11 protein-coding genes are annotated in these 24,985 nt (G+C 69.1%); 4 read left to right on the plus strand and 7 right to left on the minus strand.

The features are described 5' to 3' along the window. Window positions 1–618 precede the first annotated feature (618 nt). The 3 genes from ABUW04_RS07130 to ABUW04_RS07140 form a co-directional block, all read right to left on the minus strand. A complete protein-coding gene (locus ABUW04_RS07130; RefSeq protein WP_380563622.1) occupies window positions 619–750 on the minus strand; it encodes a hypothetical protein in 132 nt (43 codons plus the stop codon). Window positions 751–811: 61 nt separating this feature from the next. Then, window positions 812–3,640 carry a beta strand repeat-containing protein gene (locus ABUW04_RS07135; protein WP_380563623.1) on the minus strand — a complete coding sequence of 943 codons (2,829 nt, stop codon included), beginning with the start codon at window positions 3,638–3,640 and terminating at the stop codon, window positions 812–814. A 134-nt stretch (window positions 3,641–3,774) separates the two neighbouring features. After that, entirely contained in the window at window positions 3,775–8,694 is a 4,920-nt protein-coding gene (locus ABUW04_RS07140) for a beta strand repeat-containing protein (RefSeq protein WP_380563624.1), read from the minus strand. 330 nt (window positions 8,695–9,024) lie between these two features. Here ABUW04_RS07140 and ABUW04_RS07145 point away from each other — a divergent pair, with 330 nt between their 5' ends. Further along, window positions 9,025–15,642 (plus strand): RHS repeat domain-containing protein, encoded by a 6,618-nt coding sequence (locus ABUW04_RS07145; protein WP_380563625.1) that lies wholly within the window; start codon window positions 9,025–9,027, stop codon window positions 15,640–15,642. A gap of 3 nt (window positions 15,643–15,645) precedes the next feature. Further along, entirely contained in the window at window positions 15,646–15,954 is a 309-nt protein-coding gene (locus ABUW04_RS07150) for a hypothetical protein (RefSeq protein ID WP_380563626.1), read from the plus strand. Window positions 15,955–16,282: 328 nt separating this feature from the next. Here the strand turns inward: ABUW04_RS07150 and ABUW04_RS07155 are convergent, their stop codons facing one another. Together ABUW04_RS07155 and ABUW04_RS07160 are read right to left on the minus strand one after the other, a co-directional pair. Then, entirely contained in the window at window positions 16,283–16,849 is a 567-nt protein-coding gene (locus ABUW04_RS07155) for a Uma2 family endonuclease (RefSeq protein WP_380563627.1), read from the minus strand. 96 nt (window positions 16,850–16,945) lie between these two features. Beyond that, window positions 16,946–17,353, minus strand: coding sequence for a VOC family protein (locus ABUW04_RS07160; RefSeq protein WP_380563628.1), 408 nt, complete (start codon window positions 17,351–17,353; stop codon window positions 16,946–16,948). Between the two features lie 98 nt (window positions 17,354–17,451). Here ABUW04_RS07160 and ABUW04_RS07165 point away from each other — a divergent pair, with 98 nt between their 5' ends. After that, window positions 17,452–18,486: a helix-turn-helix transcriptional regulator gene (locus tag ABUW04_RS07165; protein ID WP_380563629.1), complete on the plus strand. Its 1,035-nt coding sequence runs from the start codon at window positions 17,452–17,454 to the stop codon at window positions 18,484–18,486. Here ABUW04_RS07165 and ABUW04_RS07170 read toward each other — a convergent pair. Further along, entirely contained in the window at window positions 18,483–19,652 is a 1,170-nt protein-coding gene (locus tag ABUW04_RS07170; protein WP_380563630.1) for a lactonase family protein, read from the minus strand. The genes ABUW04_RS07165 and ABUW04_RS07170 overlap by 4 nt on opposite strands. Window positions 19,653–20,000: 348 nt before the next feature. Here ABUW04_RS07170 and ABUW04_RS07175 point away from each other — a divergent pair, with 348 nt between their 5' ends. Continuing rightward, window positions 20,001–24,332: an Ig-like domain-containing protein gene (locus tag ABUW04_RS07175; protein ID WP_380563631.1), complete on the plus strand. Its 4,332-nt coding sequence runs from the start codon at window positions 20,001–20,003 to the stop codon at window positions 24,330–24,332. Here the strand turns inward: ABUW04_RS07175 and ABUW04_RS07180 are convergent. Then, window positions 24,320–24,937: a suppressor of fused domain protein gene (locus tag ABUW04_RS07180; RefSeq protein ID WP_380563632.1), complete on the minus strand. Its 618-nt coding sequence runs from the start codon at window positions 24,935–24,937 to the stop codon at window positions 24,320–24,322. The genes ABUW04_RS07175 and ABUW04_RS07180 overlap by 13 nt on opposite strands. Window positions 24,938–24,985 lie beyond the last annotated feature (48 nt).

Raw genomic sequence — 24,985 nt, forward strand, 5'->3', positions numbered from 1 at the left:
GGTCATGAAATCGGTTCTCATGGATCACCGGATGCCCAGCCGTACGGTGTTCCGGATGACCAGCGTTCTCGTCCCGCTGCCGGGTGGCGCGTCGATTCGGTTCTGTGGAGTGCCTTGCCTAGGGCACACATCCTGCGACGTAAAATCGCAGGTCAATGCCATGATCGCGGGTATCCCGCGATTCGGCGGCAGTGTGGCGCGCCTGAGGTGGACTGTATAAGTCCAGGTCAAAGGGGTGGAGGAGGCAGACGCCCGTCGCAGGTGTGTGCCCTACCCCGGCACCCAGAAGTTCCGACGCCTGCTCGTGGGGCAACTGGTGCCTTCGTCCGCACTCCGTGCAGGACGACGCTTTTCGGTTGAACGCTCGTCCTTGAGCAGGGCCCCAAGGACGGCTTCGCCTCGTTCCCATTGCGGCCATCCAGCTTGGTGCCTGTTCCGATTGGCTTCGCATTCGGTCGGCTGGGCAGTCGACCGACGCGGGGATCCGCTCCGCTGCGGTGGTGGCCTCCAGGCCCAGCTCACGCTCCTGCATGGCGTCCGGGTCAGGGTTCGTGCCGGGCTCGTCGGCGCCCTCGGAGGACACGATCAGCGCGCTCAGCGTGACCCGACATCATCGCGTCAGGCCCGGACCGTCTGCGCCAGCAGCGCCAGCGAGGACACCAGCACCTGGCCGCCACCGGCCAGCGCAGCGGTGATCGCGTCGACCGTCTGCCGCTGATGGCGCCGCAGCTCCCATCGAAGGACGATCACCGCTGCGAAAATCTTGTCAGACCCAAGATCAAGACAGCTCCCCAACTGACCTTGCTCTGCGTCAGGGGGTGTAGTAGCCCTCGAGGTCGGCGATGACGTTGGTGGTACCGGTGTAGTTGTAGATGCTGATGGTGCCGTTGGAGCTGACGGGGATCAGGGTGAGGGTGGAGGTCGTTTGTCCGGTGGTGAAGTTGAGGGTGGAGGTTCCGGGGTTGGGGTCGCCGGCAGCGTAGGCGGTGAGGTAGCCGCCTGCACTGGAACCGGTGGTCGTGAGGTTGACCAGGACGGCGGTGGCGCCGGCGGGGACGTTGGTGGTGCCGGCGACCTTGAGGGTGAGGTGCTTGCCTGAGCCCAGGGTGCCCTTGGGGGTGCCGGTGCCGTTGCGGGTGTCCAGGATCCGGGTGGGGTTGGTGGGGATGAAGGGGTTTCCGGTCAGGGAGTCGGTGGCGGTGGTGAAGGTACCGATCAGGTCGATCACGGCCTGGGTCTTGCCGGTGCTGTTGTAGAGGTTGACGGTGCCGTCGGCGCCGACGGGCACGTTGACCAGGTTGGATACGGTCTGTCCGGCGGCGAAGTTGAGGCTGGACACGGCCGGGCGAGCGGTGCCGCCGGTGTAGGCGGTCAAGTAGCCGCCGGTGGTGGGTGCGGTCGCGGTGACCCGCAGCACGGCGTAGCTGGTGGCGGAGGGCACGTTGGTGGTTGCCACCGGGACATTGATGGTCTGTCCGGCGGCGATGGGCCCGTTGTGGAAGCGATTGCTGATGCGCGTGTCCAGGACGCGGTACTGGCCGGTGGCGGTGTAGGCGGACCCGGCGGTGTTGGTGTTGGTGGTGTAGTAGCCCTGGAGGTCGGCGATGAGGTGGACGGCTGCGCCGGGGCTGGCGGTGAGGGCGATGGTGCCGTCGGCGGCGACGGGGACGGTGATCTGGTTGGCGACGGTCTGGCCGCGGGTGTAGTTGAGGTTGGAGGCGGTGGGGGTGGCGGTGCCGCCGGGGTGGGCGGTGGTGTAGCCCGCGGCGGTGGGGGTGGTGGCGGTGAGGTTGAGGACCACGGCGGTGACGCCGGTGGCGGGGACGCCGTGGGCGCCGGTGACCTTGAGGTTGAGGGTGCCGCCGGCCGGGACGATGGCCTTGGTGGCGCCGGTGCCGTTGCGGGTGTCCAGGATGCGCACCGGTCCGTCGGGGACGTAGGAGCTGCCGACGGTGATCTGCTGGGTGGTGGTGGCGGTGGCGCCGGTGTAGTCGGTCTCGGTGACGGTGACGGTGTGGCGGCCGGGGGTTGTGTAGGCGTGGGTAAGGGGGCCGGGGGTGGCGGTGTCGGTGACCGGGGTGCCGTCGCCGAAGTCGGTGCGGGTGTCGGTGATCTGCCAGGCGTCGGTGGAGCCGCTGGTGTCGGCGGTGTAGGTGTACGGGGTGGCCGGGGAGTGAGTCACCGTCAGGTGCGGGACGAGCGGGGCCGGAGCGGTCACTGTGGGAGCCGCGAGGACGTATTTGCGTGACGCACCGCCAGGGCTGGTTGCGGTCACGATGATGGTGTCGCCGCCCTTGGGGGTTGCGGCGGTGTAGGTGTGCGTTGCGGTGGGACTGTCGCTGGTGACCGGGGTGGAGCCGTCGCCGAAGTCGAAGGTGTAGGTGATCGCGACGTTCCAGGGGTTCTTCACGGCGGCCGTGGCGGTGACGTTCAGCGGGTAGGGGCCCTTGGCCGGAGTCAGGTCAACGCTGGTGAATGTCAGCGGGTTCTGGGCCTCGTAGGCGCCGCGGTCCGTGTAACCGGTGCCGGTGCCGGTATTGGCCACCAAAGGGTCGTCGACTCGGGCGAGGCCGCGCAGGTCCAGGGCGGGAGCCGCGGCGGCGTCGGCGGAGTCGATGGCGGGCGAGCCCTCGGTGGGGGCGTAGCCGTTAAGGAGGGGGTCGGCTTCCAGGTCGTGCGCGCCCTGGGTAGTGGCGGTGTTGAGGGATGCGGGGTCGCTGTACGCGGTTCCGGCCCATTGGTAGGGGGCGGTTGCGTAGGCGGTGCCGGTGGTGGCGGAGTGGACCAGGTTGTAGTCCAAGGCGGTGCCGTCAGTTGCGGCGGCGTCGACGCTGATCTGGGCGGTGTCGGTGGTGGGGGCGCAGTAGGAGCCGGCTGTGGCGGTGCTGACGATGTTGTTCTTCATCGTGGAGCTGGTTGAGGTGCCGGCCAGGTGGATCGCGTCGGCGCAGGAGTCCAGCACGGTGTCGTTGACCAGGACGGTGCCCGGCGCGTCGGTGGCGGTCACGGCAGATCCGGCGAAGGGGTCGCTGATCGCGTCGTCGCTCAGCACGGTGCCGCTGACGCCGGCGCCGATGCTGACCTGGTCCCGGCTGGCCTGGGCGATCGTTTCGCGGGTGAGAGTGACCTGGCCGGTGGAACCGGACAGGGCCACGGCCGGCTGGGTGGCGGTGAAGGTGGCGCTGGGCGATCCGATGCTGCCGCGCTGGATGGTGATCCGGTTGGAGTCGGTGATCGACAGTGCGGTCCCCGTGTTGTAGAGGCCGATCTTGCCGTCGACGACGATGTCGTGCGCGCCGGAGATGGTCAGCGACGGACCGCTGCTCGCCTCGATGTCCGCGAACGATGTGGTGGTGAAGGTGATCGGCGCGTCCGGTGTGCCGGAGTGGGTCAGTACGACCGGGGTGCGGCTGAGGTAGTCGGGGCCGATCTGCACGGTGTCCCCGGGCTCGGCCCGGTCGGCAGCGACCTGGATGCTGCACAAGGGCTCGGCGGCGGTGGCCGGGCCGGTGTCGGAGCAGCCATTGGCCATGCTGACGTACAGGGTGCTGCCGGCAGCGAAGGCTACGGGGTTGGCCAGGGTCAGTCCGGCTCCGGTCAGGGCCAGGACGGTGGAGACGGCCAGGGGACGGATACGCATCGCGGGCTCCGGGAGTATGGCGCTCATACGCCCGGGAGCCGGGCGTCATGTGCCGATATGGATGTGAGGTGGGTCGGGAACGGCGTCCCAGGGCTGGATGCCCAGCCCCGGGACCGCCCGTTGGTGATGGGGTGTCAGTTGAAGTAGCCGCTGCAGTCGACGATGAGGTCGGTGGTGCCGGTGCTGTGGTTGGTGATGTTGATCTGGTCGGAGGAGTCGGTGGGGGTCAGGGCGAGGTTGGCGATGGTGTCGCTGGCGGAGAAGTTGACGTTTGAGGTCGTGGGCGGGGTGGCTCCGGAGTAGGCGGTGAGGTAGCCGCCGGTGCCGGTGTTGGTTGCGGTCAGCATGGTGACCAGAGTGGGGGTGGTGGCGGTGGTCACCTGCTGGGTGTCGGAGGCACTGACCGTGTAGGTCGCGCCGGCGCCGGTGGCGGCGAGCGGGGCGACGCTGGATGCGCCGGTGCCGTTGCGGGTGTCGACGAGGCGGGTGGGGTTGACCGCGTGGTAGGTCTGCCCACCGGTGGTGCCGGTGGTGTAGTAGCCCGAGATGTCGACCAGGATCGCTGTGGCACTCCCGGCGTTGTGAATGCTGATGGTTCCGTTCGTACCGATGGGGATGTCCGCCGACATGGAGGACAGGGCGCTGGAGGTGTCGTAGGTCAGGCTGGTGTCGGCTGCGGGAGCGGCTCCGGTGGCGTAGGCCTGGAGGTAGCCGGAGCCCGTGGCGCTCGCCGTGGTGAGGTTGGCTGCGACCGCCGTGGCGTTGGCCGGCACCCCGGTCAGGCCATCGATCTTGAGGGTGAACGTGGTGTTGGCCGGCACGGTGCCGGTGGCACTGAGCCCGGTGGTGTTGGCGGTGCTGCTGCGGGTGTCCAGTGCCCGGGTCGCGGTGGTCAGGGGGGTGTACGTCTGGTCACCCGTCAGCCCTGCGTCGGTGGTGAAGTATCCGGTGACGTCGACGATCAGGGCTGCGGTGTCGGTGGTGTTGCCGTGGGTGAACAGGTCGATCTTGCCGTCCGGGCCCACGGGGACGATCTGGTAGCCGGTGACTGTGGTGTTCGCGGCGAAGTTGGTGGACGAGGTGATGGGGCGCTGGGTTCCGTCGGCGTAGGCGGTCACGAACCCTGAGTCGGTCTCGTTGACGGCGGTGACGTCGATGGCGACGGCCGTGACGGAGGCAGGGATCTTGGTGGGGGCTCCGCTGGTGGACGGGGTGACGGTGTCACCACTGATCTGCAGGGGGAAGGTGGATTCTCCGGGCACAGTGCTGGTGCCGGCGGTGACGCCGTGGGCGTAGGTCAGGCCGCTGGCCGTGCGGGTGTCCAGGATGCGGGTGGGCGTTACGGCCTGGTGGTAGCTGCCGGGGGTGTAGGGCTGGCTGGGGGCCAGGGCACTGCCGTTCCAGGCCTGGGCATCGGCGAGTTGACCGTCGTAGAAGTCGCCGCGGGTCGAGTTGTGGAGGTCCGAGCCGAGCGTGAAGTTGCCGGTAGCACCTGTTGACGGGGCGGTGTGGGTGCCGGTGGCGACGAAGATGTCGTCGACGTAGAGGTTCATGACCCCGGCGCTCGCGCTGAGCTTGGTGTACGTCGCGGTCAGGTGGGTCCAGGCACCGAGTTGGACGGTGCCGCCGCCGATGGAGTCGAAACTCCAGGCTGCGCCGTTACCGGTGTTCAGGGCGAAGCCCCAGCCGCTGGCACCGGCGGACAGGCTGAAGCCGGAGTTGGCCGCTCCATCCTGGGACAGGATGGAGGTGCTGTAGCTGGTGGGCTTGGCCCAGACGGACACGGTGAAGCTCTGCGTCAGATCCACGGCTTTGCCGGTGGTGTGCAGGTAGCCGGACTTGCTCGCATCGAGGGCGACGTCGGGGTCGAACAGGTCACCGGTGTTGGCGGTTACGCCCGCGGTGCCGGTCAGTGCGAGCGCTGTGGAGGTGGTGGCGTCGCTTGCGGTGAGCTTGCTGGCGTCGTAGTCGGCGAGCGACCAGTTGTGGGTGGCGCTGCTGAGCGTCTGGGCGGCCTGTGCAGTCAGGGCGGTGCCGTTGAACAGGTAAGCGGTGACGTGGCCGGTGGAGTCGACCTTGCGCAGGTCGGGGGTTCCGTCGCCGTTGAGGTCGGCAGCCTGGAGCACGGGTGCTGCGGCGGTGGACCAGTCACCGCTCGCTGCCTTGAGCGCGGTGACGGCGGTGCCGTAGGCGAGCTGCTGCAGGTCGCTGGGGCTGTAGTAGTACAGGCCGTCGTTGCCGCCGCTGGCGTCGCGGGCAAACAAGGCGGGCAGGCCGCCGATCTGGGTGGTGGTCAGCGTCCAGCCGGTCCAGTCACCGGTGCCTGCCGGGTTGGTCGCTCCGAGGTCCAAGGCGTTGTCGGGGCCGGCGAAGGCACCTGCGGCGGGGTCGGAGGCCTCGTCGAGCAGGTGTCCGTTCAGCACCAGCAGTAGGTCGGCGTAGCCGGTGGCCGGGTTCCCGTTGAGGGTGTTGTAGAGGCCTCCGCCATTGGCGACGCTCGTGGCTTTGTCGCCGGCGGCGTCGCTGAATGGGGTGTTGGACAGATTGCTTGAGTTGTCGGAGGTGGGTGTGGAAAAGGCTGAGCCGTCTCCGTTGCCGTCCAGGAGGAAGCCGTAGCCGGTGCTCGGGTTGTAGTCGACGACGTCGTTGAAGCCGTTGCCAGTGTTGAAGTGTCCGGTGATGGCCTGAGTGCCGTTCCAGTCGCTCGCGGTGCCGGCGGTGTTGAGGCCGGGGCCGTCCGGGCCGATTTGGGTTGCGGCGGTGGCGATCTGGGTGCTGTTACGTCCGCTGGCCAACCACAGACCGGGGGGCAGGTTGGCCTGTCCGCCGACCACGGTCAGGTCCGCGGTGCCGTCGCCGTTGAGGTCACCGTCGGCTGCCGGGGTGGTCAGTGGCGCTGCGTAGATGTAGCACGTGCGGGTCTGGCCGATATTGCCGCCGGAGGAGACTGAGGTGACGGTCAGCACGTTGGTGCCGCGGGTGGGGGTGAGGGTGATGGAGCCGCTGGTGGACAGGGGCGCGCCGGCGTTGAGCTGGTAGAGGTAGCTGGCGGGGGCGCTTCCCTTGGCGTTCGCGACGACGGTGAAGGTGGCGGGGGTGCCGACCTGATAGGTCACCGGTGACGTGGGGTCGTTGCAGTCCTTGCCCGACGAGTCGTTCACGGTCGGAGCACCGGGGCTGGTGGGATCGTAGGTGAAGGCGCAGGTCTTGGACGGGCCGACCGGGTAGGTCCCGTCAGTGACCGAGGAGATCTGCCAGGAGACTCCGGTCGCCGCTGTCGTGCCCAGCCATTTGTCGAGGTTGGCCTCGGTGAGGGTGTAGACGGCGTTGTGCCCGGAGGGCGCGCTGACGGTCTGGGTAGTGATGTTGGCGCCGCCGGACGTCTTGAAGATGTTGAAGGTGGCGCTGAGGGTGCCGCCGTCCGGGTCGGACACGCCCGCGTCCAGGGTGATGTCGCCGTGGCCGAGAGTCTTGACGCCACCGGTGCAGGTGCTGGCCGGCGAGGTCGTCAGGTTGGTCGGGACGGCGGGCTTGTGGTCGAAGGTGGTCGACATCGACATGGTCGAATGGTCGAACCGCTTCCAGCCATTCGTGTCGTTCTCGTCACCGGCACGCAGACCCAGGGTGATCTGGGACTGGAAAGTGGACTGGTTGGCAGCGCTCTGCATGGCCGCAGTCGTGTTCCAACCCACGGATGCGGCGGGGCAGGAACTGGACTGCCCGTGGGCAACGGTCTTGGAGTCCAACTTGCTCTGCCATGTCGGCTGGTGGTCCCAGGTGGTGGCGGAACTGATGGCGCCGGTCTGCCAGAGTTCGACCGGAGATGCAGTACACGAATAAGAGAAGATTTCGGTCGCGTAGAACGTGGACGAGAGCACCTGGGCACCCTTGAGGCGGCCGTCCACACTCAACTGGGCGAACGTCCGGGTCTGGTGAGCAGGCGTTTCCCAGCTCTCGTAGCCCACACCCAGGCCGGCGGCGTCGGTGTTCTTCCAGAAGCTGGTTCCTGAGTAGTAGGACTGGACGTACGTCCACGCCTGCAGGGTTCCGCCGCCGGCGGTGTAGGACGGGTCGATGTAAAGCGGGTACACGGTCGACTTGCCGATCAGCATCGAGGCGTCGGGGGTCAGCTGGATCTTCCCCGACTGGTAGCGGGCCTTGATCCCGGCCACATGGGCGGCCCGGCCGGGGGCGGCGGCACTGGAGGTGGCCGGTGCGCCGTCGGAGGAGCCTGCCGGGGCAGATGCTGACGGTGTCGGGGTCGGCGACGCCTCGTTGACGGTCGCGCCGGCGGCCGGCGTCGGAGCAGAGGACGTAGCGGAGTCCCACATGCGCGGAGCGGGCGCGGCGAAGACTGTGAAGCCGCGCGAGTCCTTGGCGGCGATGTTGCCGGCGGTGTCGGTGGCCAGGGCCACACCCTTGCTCTGGGCGGTGAAGTCCAGGCTCGCCAGGTCCGGGTTGGCTGCTGCGACAGCGCTCTTGACGACCAGGACCTCGGAGAAGCCGCCCTGGTCGTCGGCGGTGACCTGCAGGTCCACCCCGGGCAGGACCGCAGCGTAGGTGGCGGTGTCACCGGACACGGTGGGGGTGGGCAGGCTGGGAATGGACGACGGCAGCGTCAACGCCAGGGAGCGCCCGTGGTCGTTCATCACCGCCAGCGGCCCGTTGCCGCCGTCGGACAGAGACAGGTTCGTGGTCGACAGGCTCGGGGAGAGGGTTCCGTCGCTGTTGCGCGACAGGTCGGCGTCCAGTGCCTTCCACTCTCCACCGGTGTACTTGCGCACCGGCTGTGCTGACTGGTTGAGCGTGAACGAGCCGTCAGGATTGGCGGTTTCGGTCTCTGTGGGCGTGGTCGCCGCGTCCACGGCCACCTTGGTTCCGCTCGCCTTCGCACGTGCTGAGGCTGTGGTCTCGTCCACCAGGACCTTTGACGAGGTGCCGGCCCCTGCGCCGGTCGCCGCGTGCGCGGGGGATATGGCGGCGGTGAGCGATGCCGCGCTCAGGGCGGCCGCGAGGCTGGCGGCGAACGCGCGCCGCAGCGGAACAGGTCTCAACAAGACGAGCACCTCTTACTGGTTCTGTGGATCCGGCACGCGGGCGGCGTGAATCGGGAAACGCCGCTTGACCTGGGGCGTGACACAGCTAGTGGACACGGTCAGCAGGCCCACAGCTGGCTCACTAAGGATGCAAATGTCCGTTTTTCTAATGGTTCGCCGACGGATCTCTTGCGGAACTCTTACCTCCACTTGTGAAGAGATGTCCGGAATAGTCCGTTCCGTTTGTCGACGAACCTCTGCCATAGTCACAGCCGCAGCACCGGCTCTGAACAGCTGGTTCGTTCGTCATGCCCATCGGGCACCCAGAAAGACAGGGCGGGGTTGGCTATGGGCCGAATCGCGTGGTTCCGGCAGCGCACGCACGGCGCGCGAGTGCGCCGACAGTGGCTGAGCGCACTGACGGTCCTGGCACTGACCACCCCGCTGATCGCGGCCACCGGCCCCGCCATCGCCTCCACCCACGTCGGCGCGCCCAAGGCCGCCGGGGTGACCCCGGTGAGCGGCGTGACCACCCTGCAGCCGAAGAAGGCCAAGGTCACCGACCAGACCACCCGCGCCTATCGCGCCGGTGCCACGACCTGGCCGACAGCCTCCTCCGCCCAGTCCCCGCTCACACCCGGGGCATCAACACCGGCAGATGGCTCCTCAAGTCCCGTCTGGGCCAAGGGCATAGCCCCGAAAACGGGCGCCTATCAGGGACCGACGAACGTCGCGGTCCACGTCCAGCCCCACGCCGACGCGAGCAAGCTCGGCATCGCCGGCGTCGTCTTCAGCGTGGGCGCCACCGACGGCCGCAAGGGCGACGTCCAGGTCGGCCTCAACTACAGCAGCTTCGCCCAGGCCTACGGCGGCAACTACGCCGACCGCCTGCACCTGGTCCAGTTGCCGGCCTGCGCGCTGACCACCCCGCAGCTGGCGAGCTGCCGTACACAGACACCGCTTGTCACCATGCGCGACACCAAGTCCGAGAACCTTTCGGCGACCGTCGGTCTGACTCCCGCGCCGGCGTCCCCCAAGGGGGCCGATGGAACCGTGACCAAGGCCGCACTGACCACTGCGGTGGCCACAGGCGCGGACACGGTCCTGGCCGCGACCTCGGCCAGCGCCGGCAGCGGTGGCGCGGCTGGAACCTACTCGGCCACCTCGCTGAGCCCTTCGGGCTCCTGGGCTCAGAGCGGCTCCTCGGGGTCGTTCACCTACTCCTACGACATCCAGCTCGCCGACGCCTCCGGCGACCTGAAGCCGACCGTCGCCCTGTCCTACGACTCCGGATCGGTGGACGGCAAGACCTCCGCGACCCAGGCGCAGTCCTCGTGGGCCGGCGACGGCTGGGACACCCCCGACTCGTTCATCGAACAGGGCTTCGCCTCCTGCTCGGACAGCCCCGAGGGCAGCGCCTCCCCGGTGGCCACCAACGACCAGTGCTACGACGGTCCGATCCTGACCCTGTCCTTGAACGGAGCGTCCACCTCACTGCTGAAGGACGCCGCAGGCAACTGGGTCGGCGCCGACGGCGCGGGGGAGAAGGTCACCCACGTCACCGGCTCCAACAACGGCTCCGGCACCTACAACACCGACTACTGGACCGTCACCGACCGCAACGGCACCACCTACCAGTTCGGCCGCAACGAGCTGCCCGGCTGGACCTCAGGCAAGGCCACCACCAACTCGGTCGACTCGGAGCCGGTGTACTCCGCCCACTCCGGTGACCCCTGCTACAACGCGGCCGGGTTCACCTCCTCGGTGTGCACCATGGCCTACCGCTGGCACCTGGACTACGTCACCGACGCCCACGGCAACGCCATGTCCTACTGGTACAACCAGGACACCAACTACTACGGCGAGGACAACGGCGCACACAACGTCTCCTACGTCCGCGATTCCCACCTGGCCCGTATCGACTACGGCTACCGTGCCGGCGGCGCCTACGGCACCGTCCCCGACCAGGTGGTGTTCACCACTGCCAGCCGCTGCACCGCCACCACCTGCGACCCGTTGTCGGCCACCACCGCGGCCAGCGAGTACCCGGACGTTCCCTTCGACCTGGTCTGCGCCTCCGGTGCCACCTGCACGCCGTACAGCCCCTCGTACTTCTCCACCGTGCGGCTTTCCTCGATCACGGTGCAGCAGTACTCCACCACCGCCTCCAAGTACCAGGCCCTGGACACCTACACCCTTGGCCAGTCGGAGCCGGCGACCGGCGACGGAACCTCACCGACCCTGTGGCTGTCCTCCATCACCCATGAGGGCGACGACACCACCGCCGGCGGCTCCAGCAGCCCGATCAAGCTCCCGGCGGTGAAGTTCACCGGCATCGACCTGCAGAACCGCGTCGACACCAGCAACTTCCCCGGCCTGTACCGCTACCGCATCGCCTCGGTCACCAGCGAGACCGGTGGAGTGACCTCGGTCAGCTACGGCCTGCCCGACGCCTGCACCACCGCGTACGTGGGCACCGCGGCACCGTCCAGCAACACCAAGTCGTGCTACCCGGTGTCGTGGACCCCCAAGGACTACACCGCGCCGATCACCGACTGGTTCCAGAAGTACGCCGTCACCCAGGTCCTGCAGACCGACACCACCGGCGGCGCGGTCGCCGAGGAGACCGACTACACCTACAACGGCGGCGCGGCCTGGCACTACGACGACAACGAGGTCGTCAAGGCCAAGTACCGCACCTGGGGCCAGTTCCGCGGCTACGCCAGCGTCGAGACGCAGACCGGCGACGGCAGCAACGACCCCAAGACCGAGGCGGTCACCTCCTACTACCGCGGCATGGACGGCGACTGGCTGTCCTCCAGCTCCACCCGGTCGGTCTCGGTGACCGACTCCCAGGGCGGCAACCACACCGACAGCGACCAGCTCGCCGGCCAGCCGCTGGAGACCACCAGCTACAACGGCACCGGCGGCCCGATCGACCACTCGTCGATCATCTCGTACTGGATCTCGGCGCCCCTGGCCACCCGAACCCGCGCAGGCCTGCCCGACCTGACCGCCAACGCGACCGCACCCGCCGAAACCTGGACCCGCCAGGCCACCACCGACGGCGGCACCAGCGGCTGGCGCACCACGGAGACCGACACCAGCTACGACGCGGCCACCACCAGCGCCACCTTCGCCCTGCCGACCTACAGCTACACCCACACGGTGCCGGCCACCAGCGCCTACGACCAGTGCACCAGCACCGCCTACGCAGCCGCCAACACCACGCTCAACCTGGTGGGACTGGTCTCCTCCAAGGAGACCGACTCGGTCGCCTGCTCCGGGTTCACCGAGAACTCGACCCCTTCCGTGCCCAAGGCCCTCAACACCCTCGCGGCTCCGGTCACGGTCAGCCGTCCGGCGCAGGTCGTGGCCGCCACGCAGACCTTCTACGACGACCCGGCGTTCTCCACCACGTTCCCGCAGACCGCCGCGCCGACCGTCGGCGATCCCACCATGATCCGCACCGCCTCCGACTACACCGGTGGCGCCTTCGCCTGGCAGACCTCGGCCCAGACCACGTACGACAGCTACGGCCGTGTCCTGGCCTCCAACGACGCCAAGGGCAACACGACCACCAACACCTACACCCTCAGCGCTGTCGGACTGACCACGGGCACCAGCACCACCAACGCCAAGAACCAGAAGACCAGCACCACGATCGACCCCACCCGCGGTCTGATCCTCACCACTACTGACGCCAACGCACTGACCAGCACCGTCCAGTACGACGCACTGGGCCGCGCCACCTCCACATGGCTGCACAACCGTCCCACCACCGCACCGGCGGACGAGATCAATGCCTACACGGTCTCCCAGAGCGGGCTGTCCGGGACCACCACCCAGAAGCTGAACGACTCCCTGGGCTACGCGACCTCGGTCTCCATCGAGGACTCCCTGGGCCGCACCCGCCAGACCCAGACACCCACGCCGCAGGGCGGCCGCCTGATCACCGAGTCGTTCTACGACTCCCACGGCTGGGTCCGCAAGAAGAACAACAGCTACTGGGACTCCGCCGCCGTGCCCACCCTGGCACTCGTCTCGGTGCAGGACTCCCAGATCCCCAACCAGGACGTCTACACCTTCGACGGCCTGGGCCGCACCGTGGTCGACGACTCCCAGCAGTACGCCCTGCTCAAGCAGGAAACCAGCACGGTCTACAACGGGGACTCCACCACGGTCATCCCTCCGACCGGCGGCAGCGTCAAGACCACCCGCACCGACCCCATGGGCCGCACCACCGAGGTCGACTCCTACACCGTCGCACCGACGCTGACCAAGCCCGCCAACACCTTCACCGGTACCTGGTACACCACGGGGGGCACCAGCAACCCGATCTCCTACGGCTACGACGGCCACGGCAACCAGGCCACCACCGCCAGCGCCGGCAGCACCTGGACCACCAGCTACAACCTGCTCGGACAGGCCGTCAGCAAGCAGGACCCTGACGCCGGCACCTCCAGCATGGTCTACGACGCCGACGGCAACCTGACCCAGACCACCGACGCACTGGGCAAGTCGGTCTCGTACACCTACGACAAGCTGGACCGCAAAACCGCTGAGTACGCCGCAACCACGGCAACCCAGGCCGCCGGCAACGAAACCGCCTCCTGGGTCTACGACAACGACAACGCCGTCTCCGGGGTCACCGACGCCATCGGCCAAGTGACCACCGAAACCGCCTACAACAGCGGCAACCAGGACGTCACCCAGCAACTCGGGTTCAACGTCTTCGGCGAGTCCCTCGGCGAATCCGTGACGATCCCAGCAGCCCAAGGGTCGCTCGGCGGCAAGACCTACACCTTCAAGCACACCTACAGCACCACCACCGGCCTCCTGGCCACCGACAACTACCCCCTGGGCGGCGGTCTGCCCAGCGAGGTCGTCACCCACACCTACAGCACCGCCCTCGACCTGCCCTCCGGGCTTGGCGACACCGGCTACGGCTACGCCCAGAAGACCAACTACACCGCCTACGGCCAGATCGCCCAGGAGACCCTCGGCTCCGGCACCAACCTCGCCTACCTCACCAACGGCTACGACCCCCACACCGGGGCGTTGACCGACCAACTCACCAGCCGCACCACCACCCCGGCCCCGGTCGACGAACAGGCCTACACCTACGACCCGGCCGGCAACCTCACCCAGCAGGTCTCCACCCGCATGGGCGCCGCCAGCGCCACCGAGACCCAGTGCTACCAGTACGACCAGCTCGACCGCCTCACCCAGGCCTGGACCGCCAACGACTCCTGCGCCGCCACCCCGACCACCAGCAGCCACACCACCGTGGGCGACCAGCTCTCAGGCGGCGCCGCCTACTGGACCAGCTGGAGCTTCGACCTCCTCGGCCAGCGCACCAGCCAGGTCGACCACTCCACCACCGGTGGCACCGACACCACCACCGGCTACACCTACAACGGCAACAGCACCAGCCAGCCCCACACCCTCACTAGCACGCAGGCCAGCGGCGCCAGCACCACCGCCACCAGTTACACCTACGACAAGGACGGCAACACCCTCACCCGCAACACCGCCGCCTCCGGCAACCAGACCCTCAACTGGAACAACGCCGGCCAACTCACCCAGGTCGCCGGCGGCAAGAGCGGCACCACCAACTACATCTACGACGCCGAAGGCAACGTCCTGCTCCAGCAGGACCCCACCTCCACCACCCTGTACCTGCCTGGCGAACAACTCACCCTGACCGGAACCACCACCACCGGAGTCCGCTACCTCGCCCTGCCCGGCGGCGGCACCGTGGTCCGCACCGGAACCGGCGCGGCCTACTACTTCGAGGTCACCGACCAGCACGGCACCAGCAGCGTGTACTTGGACAACACCGCCCAGACCCCCACCTGGCGCCAGTTCACCCCCTACGGCGACACCCGCGGCACCGCCGTCACCTGGATCGACAACCGAGGGTTCCTCAACGCACCAGCCGACACCAACACCGGACTCACCCAACTCGGAGCTCGCCAGTACGACCCCACCATCGGACGCTTCATCAGCCTCGACCCCCTCTTCGAGGCAACCGACGACCAACTCCTCAACGGCTACAGCTACACCCGAGACAACCCCATCGGCCAAGCCGACCCCAGCGGCCTGCGCCCCCTCGGACCCACCGACGGAGGCACCAGCGCCGACAACGCCTGGGCTGCCGAACGCGGCATGACGGCCGGCTACACCGTCACCAACGGCCACTACAAGTGGACCCAGGTCGTCAAGCACGACGCAGCCAGCCGCACCAGCTACGCCCGCTACCGCGCCAACCCGGCGCACTACATGATCGACGACAACTACGCCAAGGCCGCCGCAGCCCGCGAAGCCAAGGTCTACCAAGACCGCCTCGCCGCCGACGAAAGAGAGAATGCAGCCCGCGCGCAGGCGGTCAAGGCGGCCCAGGAACATCAGTCGGGATCCGGCTGGAAGACCTTCGGGCTGAGCATGGGGGCGGTTTTCCTCACTGGCCTCAACATTGTCCAGGGCGGCCTTGACCCCGTTACCGACGGCCTTGAAGTGGCTGATGTCGGTGCTCTCGCCACTGCCGCAGCCGAGGATGGCGCCGGGTCTGCAGTAGTAGATGACGCGGCGGCAGAAGAGAACATCGTCTATCGGAATCTTCGCCCGGACGAGGATCCGGCGAACGGCCTCACTGCGAAGAACCCGAATGCGACCTACATGCCAGCAGGGCACGTGGCAAATGGAAGTCGTGCGGGATGGGCATCGCAGTTCATTTCTACGACAAGAAGTCTGGCTGTCGCCCAGAAGTGGGCCTCGGGGCGGATGGTTGCCATTGACCTGGCCAAGTTTGGCGGTCCAGTGACAGACCTGTCCACTGCAGCCGGTCGACAGGCAGCGGGCGTCACCGGTATCACTGCCAGTAGATTTGCCAACGCATCACAGGAGGTACTGTTGGAAGGCTTGGTTCCGCCAGAGGCAATATCTTGGGTGACTGGAGGATAGTAAATGAATGACACGGCAACTGCTGAACTTGTTGCAGCATGGGAGAATTTCAGCGTCCCAATGCGGATGCGCGACGGATTCAATGAGGCGTCGTATGTGGCTCTAAAGGAAGCCTTGGCGGCATGTGCAGTGACGTGGGCGGAAAGTGATACAATTCCGCGCCTGGCCGTAAACGTCCTTGTTGATATTTTGCCCACAATGGATTCGTTCGTCGAAGCATACGAGAATCCATCGATGCGGACCAAGATTCGAGAGGCTGCATTCGATCTTCAAGAATTGATCTGGCAGTGCGTAGCCGTCGAAGAGGCCTGACCTGTATCCATCGATCGGCCCGCGGCGTGTGACCCGGGCCTGCTGCGTCGGCAGGCCCACTGGCCAGGGTCACCGTATCGGGTGATCACCGCCTGTTCGGGGCCGGCCGCGTCCGCAGCCCACTTGTACCGTGCCGTGGATGACCAGCGTTCTCTTAGCCACCGCCGGTGGTGCGTCGATTCGGTTCTGTGGAGTGCCTTGCCTAGGGCACACCCCGCCGAGGCATCGGCCCGCACGACAAGGGCCCAGGCCAACCGCTACGTAGCTGGGGGCCTGGGCCTTGATCGTTTCTCGGTGCGGATGATGTCGAGGCAGTGGGATCGACCGGTCAGACGGTGCCCAGGTCGACCGTGACGGGGAACGGTACGGCCGCCTTGATCGTGCCGGCGAACATCTCGCCGTCCCGGTAGGCCCTACTGGCTGGATCGAGAACGTATGTGTAGACCACGGGTACCCCGTTGGCAGCCTGCTCGATGCGCCAGTAGAAGGGGATGCCGGCCTTGGCGTACTGGTCCACCTTCACGATCCGGTCCGTGGTCTCCGAGCCCGGCGAAACGACCTCGACCACCAAGAGCACATGCTCGGGGCGGGTGGGCGCGAAGTCGATGGTCTCCGCCCGGTACACGACGACGTCCGGACGCCGGTTGGTGAGCGGGACGTCCTGAAGACGGACGTCGAAGTCCGTGTCGGCGTTCCAGTCCGGACCTGCGGCGGCATCCAGGGCGTTGGCCAGGATCCGGGCCAACCGGTTGTGCCGCTTGGACGCACTCGGACTCACGACGACCATCCCGTCCACGATCTCAATGCCGGCGCACTGCTCCTCGGACCAGGAGTCGTACTCTTCCGCGCTGATCTGCGCGTGCATCCATGCGGGTGCGACCATCTCTGCGGTCATGGCGTACCTCCTTCGAGGATGCTCGAAAGTTCCGGTGCTGCTCGCCTCAGCGTACTGTCCTGCCGGGCATGATCTCGGCTGAGTGCGCGAGTGCCGTCACGGCGAAGGTGTTGCGAACTTGGCGATGGCGGCTGGGGTGACCGGGGTGAAGAAGTTGACGAGGTTGCCGTCCGGGTCGCGGAGAAGCAGGGAGCGGTTGCCCCAGGGCATGGTGGTGGGCTCGGTGACGAACTCCTCGACGGAGACGGTCAGGTTCTGGTGGACGGTGTCCACGTCGTCGACGAGGAACTCGATGATCACCGAGTGGTTGTCGGACGGGCGGGCGGCGTCCGGGGCGAAGAGCGGGACGGTGCGGGTGCCGGCGATGGCCAGGGTGGCCGAGGCGGTGCTGAGCTCGGCGAAGTCCGGGGTGGACCAGGCGGCCCGGACGCCGGTCGCGCGCTCGTAGAAGTCGACGAGGCGTGCGACGTCGTCGGTGATGATGCGGATCGATACGAAGTCCATGGTGGTCTCCTGGTGGGCCGGTCGGGTTCTCCTGCTCTGCCGAGGCTAGGACGAATACCGGGCATATTCCGCCCGGTATTGCGGGGATACTTCCGGGCATGACCCGACCCACCGTGCGCGTGCTCACACTGCTGGAACTGCTGCAGTCCGGCGGCACCCGGACGGTGGCCGAACTCGCCGACCGGCTCGGCGTCGACGAACGCACCGTGCGGCGCTATGTGGAGCACCTGATCGACCTGGACGTGCCGGTCGAGTCGGTGCGCGGCCGCTACGGCGGGTACCGGCTGGTCGCCGGCCACCGGCTGCCCCCGCTGATGCTCGGCGACGACGAGGCGCTGGCCGTGCTGCTCGGCCTGATCGCCGGTCGCCGGGCCGGACTGACGACGACCGGCGACACCGCGAACGAGACGGCGACGGCCAAGATCCGCCGGGTGCTGCCCGAGCGTCTCGCCCGCAGGCTGGACGCCGTGCTCGGCTCCCTCTCCTTCACCGCCGCGCCCGACGACCTGGGAGTGGCACCGCGGAGCGGAGTCCTGCTGGCGGTCGCCGACGCGGTGCGCCATCGCCGTCCCGTCTCGATCAGCTACACCGCCGGCGACGGCCGGCGCAGTGTCCGCACGCTGCACCCCTACGGGCTGGTCGTTCACTCAGGACGGTGGTACGTGACGGGGGTGGACCCCGGCATCGGCGAGGACCGGACGTTCCGCGTGGACCGCATCGCGGATGCGAGGACCCTGCCCGGCACCTTCGAGCCGCCGGCGGGGGTCGATCCGGCGGAGCGTCTCCTCGCGGGGTTCGCCGAGGCCGGCTACCGGCACGAGGTGACGCTGCGGATCCAGGGCACGGTCGAGCAGGTCTGCGCCCGCCTCCCGGCGAGCGTCGCGAGCATTGCGGTCGTCGCCGGGCCACCGACCGGGACCCGCGCCGGTGTGGAGCCCGAGCAGTGGCTGACGGTCCGGCTGCAGGCGGAACGGCTCGACTGGCTGCCGCCGTTGCTCGCCTCCCTCGATCTCCCGTTCGCGATCGAGGGACCGGCCGAGCTCCGCGGCCTCGTCGCCGCACTCGCCGACCGGCTGGCGGCCTCCGCCCGGCGGAGCCCGCCGCCGGAACTCCCCCCGGCCGGGAGCCGCTAGCCCGCGGCGATGCCCTCGCCGCCGACCGCACCCGGGACGGTGATCGACCCGATCGGGGCGAGGTCGCCGCCGGGCCCGACGCGGAACTCGTCCACGGTGCCCAGGGCCCCGGTCTGGACGTAGAGGTAGCGGCCGTCCGCGCTCGCGGCGGCGTCCACCGTGCCGGCGGCGGTGGCGGTGTTGCCGAGTGCGGTCAGACCGCTGTGACCTGCGGTGTCGAAGCCGGAGAGGCTGCCGCTGCCCGCGTTGGAGGCGTAGAGGCGGGTGCCGGTGGCGGTGATCCAGCAGGTCGCCGCCTGGCCGGTGGCCGTCTGCGACACCGGGGTCAGCGTGCCGTGCCGGCCCAGGGTGAAGGTGGCGACGGCGTTCGGGCCGGCCTCGGTGACCTGGAGCCGCCCGGAGGGGTCGAAGGCGAACCCGAAGGGCACGGCGCCGGGTGTCGCGGTGACGGTGGGTCGGGTGGCGGGCGCGCCGCCGTCGGTGAGCGGGAAGACGTCGATGCTGTTGGCCGCCGCCTTGGTGGTGACGATCAGTTCGCCGCCGTCGGGGCTGAAGCCGATCTGCCCGGGGGTGTGGGTGAACTGCGGTGTGGCGGTGGGGTCCAGGCCCAGCGCGCGGTGCCAGGACGGGATCAGCACCAGCCGGTCGCCGAGCCGGACGTAGCCCTGCACCGAGCCGCCGTCCAGGGCGTTGAGGACGTAGACCTGATCGCCGTGGGCGGCGATGCCGACCGGGAACGCCCCTCCGGAGGAGATCACCTGGAGCCGCTGCAGCCGGTCCCCGGACACGGCGAAGACGGTGACGGTGTCGCTGCCCGCGTTGACGGCGTAGAGCAGGTGGTGCCGGGTGTCGAGGACCAGCGAACCCTCGGACGCCAGGTGGTCCACGGCCGATCCGGCCAGAACGCCGCCGAGGCCGCCGGTGGGGTGGACGCCGGCCTGGGTGAGCGTGCCGTCGGCGTTGCGGTGGTAGGCGACGACGGTGTTGCCGGCCGGGTCGTCGCTCTGCACGAACACGGCCGGCGCGGCGGTGCCGTGGCCGTACAGCGGGTGCGGGCCGGCGGCGGCCAGCGCGGGGGCGGTCAGCAGCGCCGTCGATGCGAGGACCGCCGAGGCGATGGCGAGGGCGCGGGCCGAACGGCGGCGGACGGGGCGGGTGGAGGACACGTCGGACTCCTTGGAAGATGGTCGGGAGCGGTTGCCGGCGGCATGCCGGAGAGACCCTCAACTCGACCGTTCCGCAGTCGAATTGATGGCTCGATCAGCTGTGGTTCCGATCATCACCCTAAGCGGGTTCGGGCATGTCGAATGCCAATAAAAAGGACAATCCACCTGGGTGTCCGAACTCCGTAAGGAAATGGCGCAGGCCTCTGGCCACGGAGATCCCGGTGGTCCGGTTTGATAACAACCCGGATCCGAGTGACGCAGGTGAATGTGGGGGCGTGGTAAGAACAGCGTGCTCAGAATGGAACGCGCCTGCGAGATGCCGGAGGCGCTGTGGGGGAGGGGTCCGGCTTGCCCGGTCAGTTCATATCCGCGCTCAGAGGTCGGTACCGGACCAGGACCGGGACCAGTACCCGGGCGCTGACCCGGGCGGGGCGGGGCCGTACCGGTGTCGGAGCGGTGCTCTCCTCCGTGGTCACCGCGGCCCTGGTCGGCACTCTGGTAGGAGTGGTCGCGCCACCCGCACGGGCCGACCAGGGCACCCAGGGCGTCGACAACCTGCGGACCAACTGGGACCGGACCGAGACGTCGCTGTCCCCGGCCGTCGTGCAGTCCTCCGCGTTCGGGAAGCTCTTCGCCACCCAGCTGGACGGGCAGGTCTACGCCCAGCCGCTGGTGGTCGGCAACGAGGTGATCGCGGTCACCGAGAACAACACCGCCTACGGTCTCGACTCCGCCACCGGCTCGATCATCTGGAGCAAGAACTTCGGTCCGTCCTGGCCCGCCTCGGCGATCGCGTGCAGCGATCTGACGCCCAATGTCGGCGCGACCGCGACGCCCGTCTACGACGCCTCCAGCAACACGCTGTACTTCACCACCAAGGTCGACGACGGCACCACCACCCACCGCCATCCGCAGTGGCTGATGCACGCCGTGGACCCGGCCTCCGGCGCCGAGCGGAGCGGCTGGCCGGTGACCATCAGCGGCAGCCCCGGCAACGACCCCACCGCCACCTTCGACGCGTTCTACGAGCAGCAGCGCCCGGGTCTGCTGCTGCTCGACGGTGTCGTCTACGCGGGCTTCGGCGCGCACTGCGACGCCAAGCCGTACCGCGGCTACGTCGTCGGCGTGAGCACCACGACGCACAGCATCACCTCGATGTGGACCACGGAGACCGGCACCGGCGCCTGGGGTGCCGGCGTCTGGCAGTCCGGCGGCGGTCTGGTGTCCGACGGCTCCGGGCGGATCTTCTTCAGCACCGGGAACGGCATCAGCCCCGCCCCCGGCGCCAGTTCGGACGGGACCGGCAACCTGGCCGAGTCGGTGGTGCGGCTCCAGGTCAACGCCGACGGGTCGCTGAGCACCGCGGACTACTTCAGTCCCAGCAACGCCGCCACCCTGGACGTGAACGACCAGGACATCTCCTCCGGCGCCCCGCTGGCCCTGCCCGACGGCTTCGGCACCACGGCCCACCCGCATCTGATGGTGGAACAGGGCAAGGACGGCCGGGTGTTCCTGCTGGACCGGGACAACCTCGGCGGCATGGGACAGGCCCCCGGGGGCGGCGACGCGGTGGTCGGTGTGACCGGTCCCTACCAGGGACAGTGGGGCCACCCCGCGTTCTGGGGCGGCGACGGCGGCTACGTCTACCTGGTCGGCAACAACGGTCCGCTGCGCGCGCTCAAGTACGGCGTCAACGGGCTGGGCAACCCGGCGCTGACCCTCACCGGGCAGAGCCAGGACGTGTTCGGCTACACCAGCGGGTCCCCGGTGGTCACCTCCAACGGGACCGACTCGTCCAGCGCCCTGGTCTGGATGGTCTCCGCGACCGGTGCCACCGGCGCCGGCGGCACCCTGCGCGCCTACAGCCCGACCCCGGACGGCAACGGCCTGCTGCCGCTGCTCTGGTCCGCGCCGATCGGCACCGCGACCAAGTTCAGCACCCCCACCGCCAGCGGCGGCAGGGTGTACGTCGGCACCAGGGACGGCCTGCTCTACGGCTTCGGCAGCCCGGCCCGCACCGCGGTCACCGCGAGCGCGGTCGACCTGGGCCAGGTCGCCGTGGGCGCCAGCGGCAGCGGCACGATGGAGCTGACGGCCACTCAGAACGTCACGGTGACCGGCCTGACCGCGTCCGCCTCGTTCGCCGTGACCGCGCCGACGCTGCCCCGCTCGCTGGCCACCGGCGCCACCCTGGACGTGCCGGTCAGCTTCTCGCCGACCACCACCGGCGGCGTCAACGGGACGCTGACGGTCGCCCTCTCGGACGGCGAGAAACTGGTCTTCGCGCTGCACGGGGTGGGCACCAGGCCCGGACTGGGCGCCGCGCCGACCACGATGGCCTTCGGGACGGTGCCCACCGGTACCACCTCGACCATGAACCTGCAGATCACCAACACCGGGACCGACCCGGAGACGCTCGGTACGATCACCGCCCCCAGCGGTCCGTTCACCGCCTCCGGACTGCCGGCCGCGGGAACCGTGGTGGCCCCCGGCAACTCCTTCGTGGCCTCGGTGACCTACACCCCGGCCGGAAACCAGGCCGACAGCTCCGCCCTCACCGTCGCCAGCAGCAGCGACGGCAGCAACCACTCGCTCAGCGTCCCGGTCACCGGCACCGCCGTCGTCGGGCAGGGCCATCTGGTGTTCTCGGCTCCCACGGTGGCCTTTGGGTCGGTGCCGGTCGGCAGCTCCAAGACGCTCTCCTTCACCATCACCAACACCGGCAACATCCCGGTGACCCTCACCAAGGCCAAGGCGCCCGACGGTGACTTCACCAGCCCGGTACCGCTCTCCGAAGGGCTGGTCATCGGCCCGGACCAGACCGCGGTGCAGAGCGTGACCCTCACCCCGCGCACCGCCGGGGCGCTGACCGGCGCCTACGAGGTCACCGGAGACGGGGTGAACGCCGACGGGACCGCGCAGGGCGCCATGTACGTGCAGTTCACCGCCACCGGCACCGGTACCGCCGTCACCACCTCGGCCCAGTCCGGCACCTGGACCGCCAACGGCACCGCGGTGCTGCCCGGCGACGGCAGCATCCAGCTCAACCAGGCGGTCGCCGGCTCGGCCGGCTCGGCCGTCTTCGACACGCCGCTGCTCACCGAGGGGCTGCGGGCCACCTTCACCGCCAAGCTGGGCCCCGGCACCGGCGGCGACGGCATGACCCTGTCCCTGCTCGACCCGTCCAGGACCACCACCAAGTCCGTGGGCGCCGGCAGCGCGGGCCTGGGCATCGGCGGGCAGCCGGGCGTGGTGGTGGCACTCAGCACCGGCTACAACAGCAAGATCGGCTCGTCGAACTTCGTCGGCGTCGGATACAGCACCGCAGGCTCGTCGACCATCTCCTACCTGGCCTCCGCCAAGCTCAGGACCTCGCTGCGGCAGGGCACCCACCAGGTCGACGTCCGGGTGGCCGGCGGCCATGTGTACGTGTCGGTGGACGGCGTGCAGGTGGTGGACGCCACCCCGACGCTCAGCTCCACCGCGCTGCTCGCCTTCTCCGGGGCCACCGGCGTCGGTTACGACGCGCACACGGTGAGCGCGCCGGTCGTGAGCGCCATTGCGGTCCCGCCGAGCCGGCTGGTCCCGATCGCGCCGACGCGGTTCCTGGACACCCGGTCGGGGACGGGTGCGGCGAAGGCGCGGGTGGGTGCCGGCGGGAAGGTGGCGCTGCAGGTCGCGGGTGTGCACGGGGTGCCGGCGACCGGGGTGACCGCGGTGGTGATGAACGTGACCGCCGTGGGTTCGACCACCGGCGGGTATGTGACGGCGTATCCGGACGGCCAGCAGATGCCGACGGCGTCCAGCCTGAACTTCGTCACCGGCCAGACCCTGGCCAACCTGGTGACGGTGCCGGTCTTCGACGGGAAGGTGGACCTCTACAACGCCTTCGGCCAGGTGAACCTGGTCGCCGACGTCACCGGGTACTACACGTCGTCAGGCACGGGTTCCGCCCTGACCGCGATCGCGCCGACGCGGTTCCTGGACACCCGGTCGGGGACGGGTGCGGCGAAGGCGCGGGTGGGTGCCGGCGGGAAGGTGGCGCTGCAGGTCGCGGGTGTGCACGGGGTGCCGGCGACCGGGGTGACCGCGGTGGTGATGAACGTGACCGCCGTGGGTTCGACCACCGGCGGGTATGTGACGGCGTATCCGGACGGCCAGCAGTTGCCGACGGCGTCCAGCCTGAACTTCGTCACCGGGCAGACCCTGGCCAACCTGGCCGTGGTCCCGGTGGTGGACGGGAAGGTGGACCTGTACAACGCCTTCGGCCAGGTGGACCTGGTCGCCGACGTCACCGGCTACTTCTCCGGCACCGGATCGTTGTTCTCACCCGCAGGACCGGTGCGGCTGCTGGACACCCGTAACGGCACCGGCGCGAAGGCCGGCGCCGTCGGTCCCGGCGGCACGGTGACGCTGCAGGTCACCGGGGCGAACGGGGTGCCGGCCAGTGGGGTGACCGCGGTGGTGCTCAATGTGACCGCGGTCGGCTCCACCACCGGCGGCTACCTGACCGTCTATCCGGACGGGCAGCAGCTGCCGACGGCCTCCAACCTGAACTTCGTCACCGGCCAGACCATCGCCAACCAGGTGCTGGTCCCGGTGGTGGACGGGAAGGTGGTCTTCCACAACAGCACCGGCAGCGTCCAGGTCGTCGCCGACCTGAACGGCTACTTCGACTGACCGCCGTCGCCGTCGGCCGCCACCGCGGCGGCCGACGGCGCCAGGACGTCCCTGCGGTCCAGCAGGTCGCTGAAGAACGCCTCCGGCGCCTTGGTCAGCGCCTCGGCCCGTTCGGCCGCGCTGATCGGGACGACGTTGACGATCCGGACCGCGGCGGTGCCGGCCTCCAGGAAGCCGGCCTGGTCGGAGGTCCACGGGCCGGCCAGGAAGGCGTGGGGGTGGCCCGGGAAGGTCGGGATGTCGGCGCCGAAGGTCACGATCTCGCCCCAGCCCAGCGGACGTCCGAAGGTCCAGGGGTGCGCCGCGAGGTTGGCCAGCTGGATCGCCAGGCGGCCCTCCTCTTCGGGCCCCACCGGGCCCCGGCGGCGCAGCCGCAGCTCGGCCCGCTCCCCGGCGGGCCGTCCCTCCGGCGCCGGCATCGGTTCGACGCACATGCCGACGGTGGTGAGGACCGTGACGCCCGAGGGGTCCGTCGCGCGGTGCACCAGCACGTCGATCCGGTCCAGCGGGCCCGGTCCGTTGTCGAACGCGACTCCGTCGTCCTCCTCCCCGAGTTCCTTCTGCAGGGCGATGAAGAGGTCACGGACGATGGCGGGCGCGTTCATGCCCGGGACTCTACACAGACTGACCGGCGTGACCGGCTCGACCGGCCT

Source organism: Streptacidiphilus jeojiensis, from assembly GCF_042510965.1.
Lineage (GTDB): Bacteria > Actinomycetota > Actinomycetes > Streptomycetales > Streptomycetaceae > Streptacidiphilus > Streptacidiphilus jeojiensis.

What these genes read in the sequence shown, in the direction of transcription:
- ABUW04_RS07155 (WP_380563627.1), bottom strand. Translation starts at nt 16,849, where the DNA reads ATGACCGCAGAGATGGTCGCACCCGCATGGATGCACGCGCAGATCAGC.
- ABUW04_RS07135 (WP_380563623.1), bottom strand. Translation starts at nt 3,640, where the DNA reads ATGCGTATCCGTCCCCTGGCCGTCTCCACCGTCCTGGCCCTGACCGGA.
- ABUW04_RS07145 (WP_380563625.1), top strand. Translation starts at nt 9,025, where the DNA reads ATGGGCCGAATCGCGTGGTTCCGGCAGCGCACGCACGGCGCGCGAGTG.
- ABUW04_RS07160 (WP_380563628.1), bottom strand. Translation starts at nt 17,353, where the DNA reads ATGGACTTCGTATCGATCCGCATCATCACCGACGACGTCGCACGCCTC.
- ABUW04_RS07150 (WP_380563626.1), top strand. Translation starts at nt 15,646, where the DNA reads ATGAATGACACGGCAACTGCTGAACTTGTTGCAGCATGGGAGAATTTC.
- ABUW04_RS07180 (WP_380563632.1), bottom strand. Translation starts at nt 24,937, where the DNA reads ATGAACGCGCCCGCCATCGTCCGTGACCTCTTCATCGCCCTGCAGAAG.
- ABUW04_RS07165 (WP_380563629.1), top strand. Translation starts at nt 17,452, where the DNA reads ATGACCCGACCCACCGTGCGCGTGCTCACACTGCTGGAACTGCTGCAG.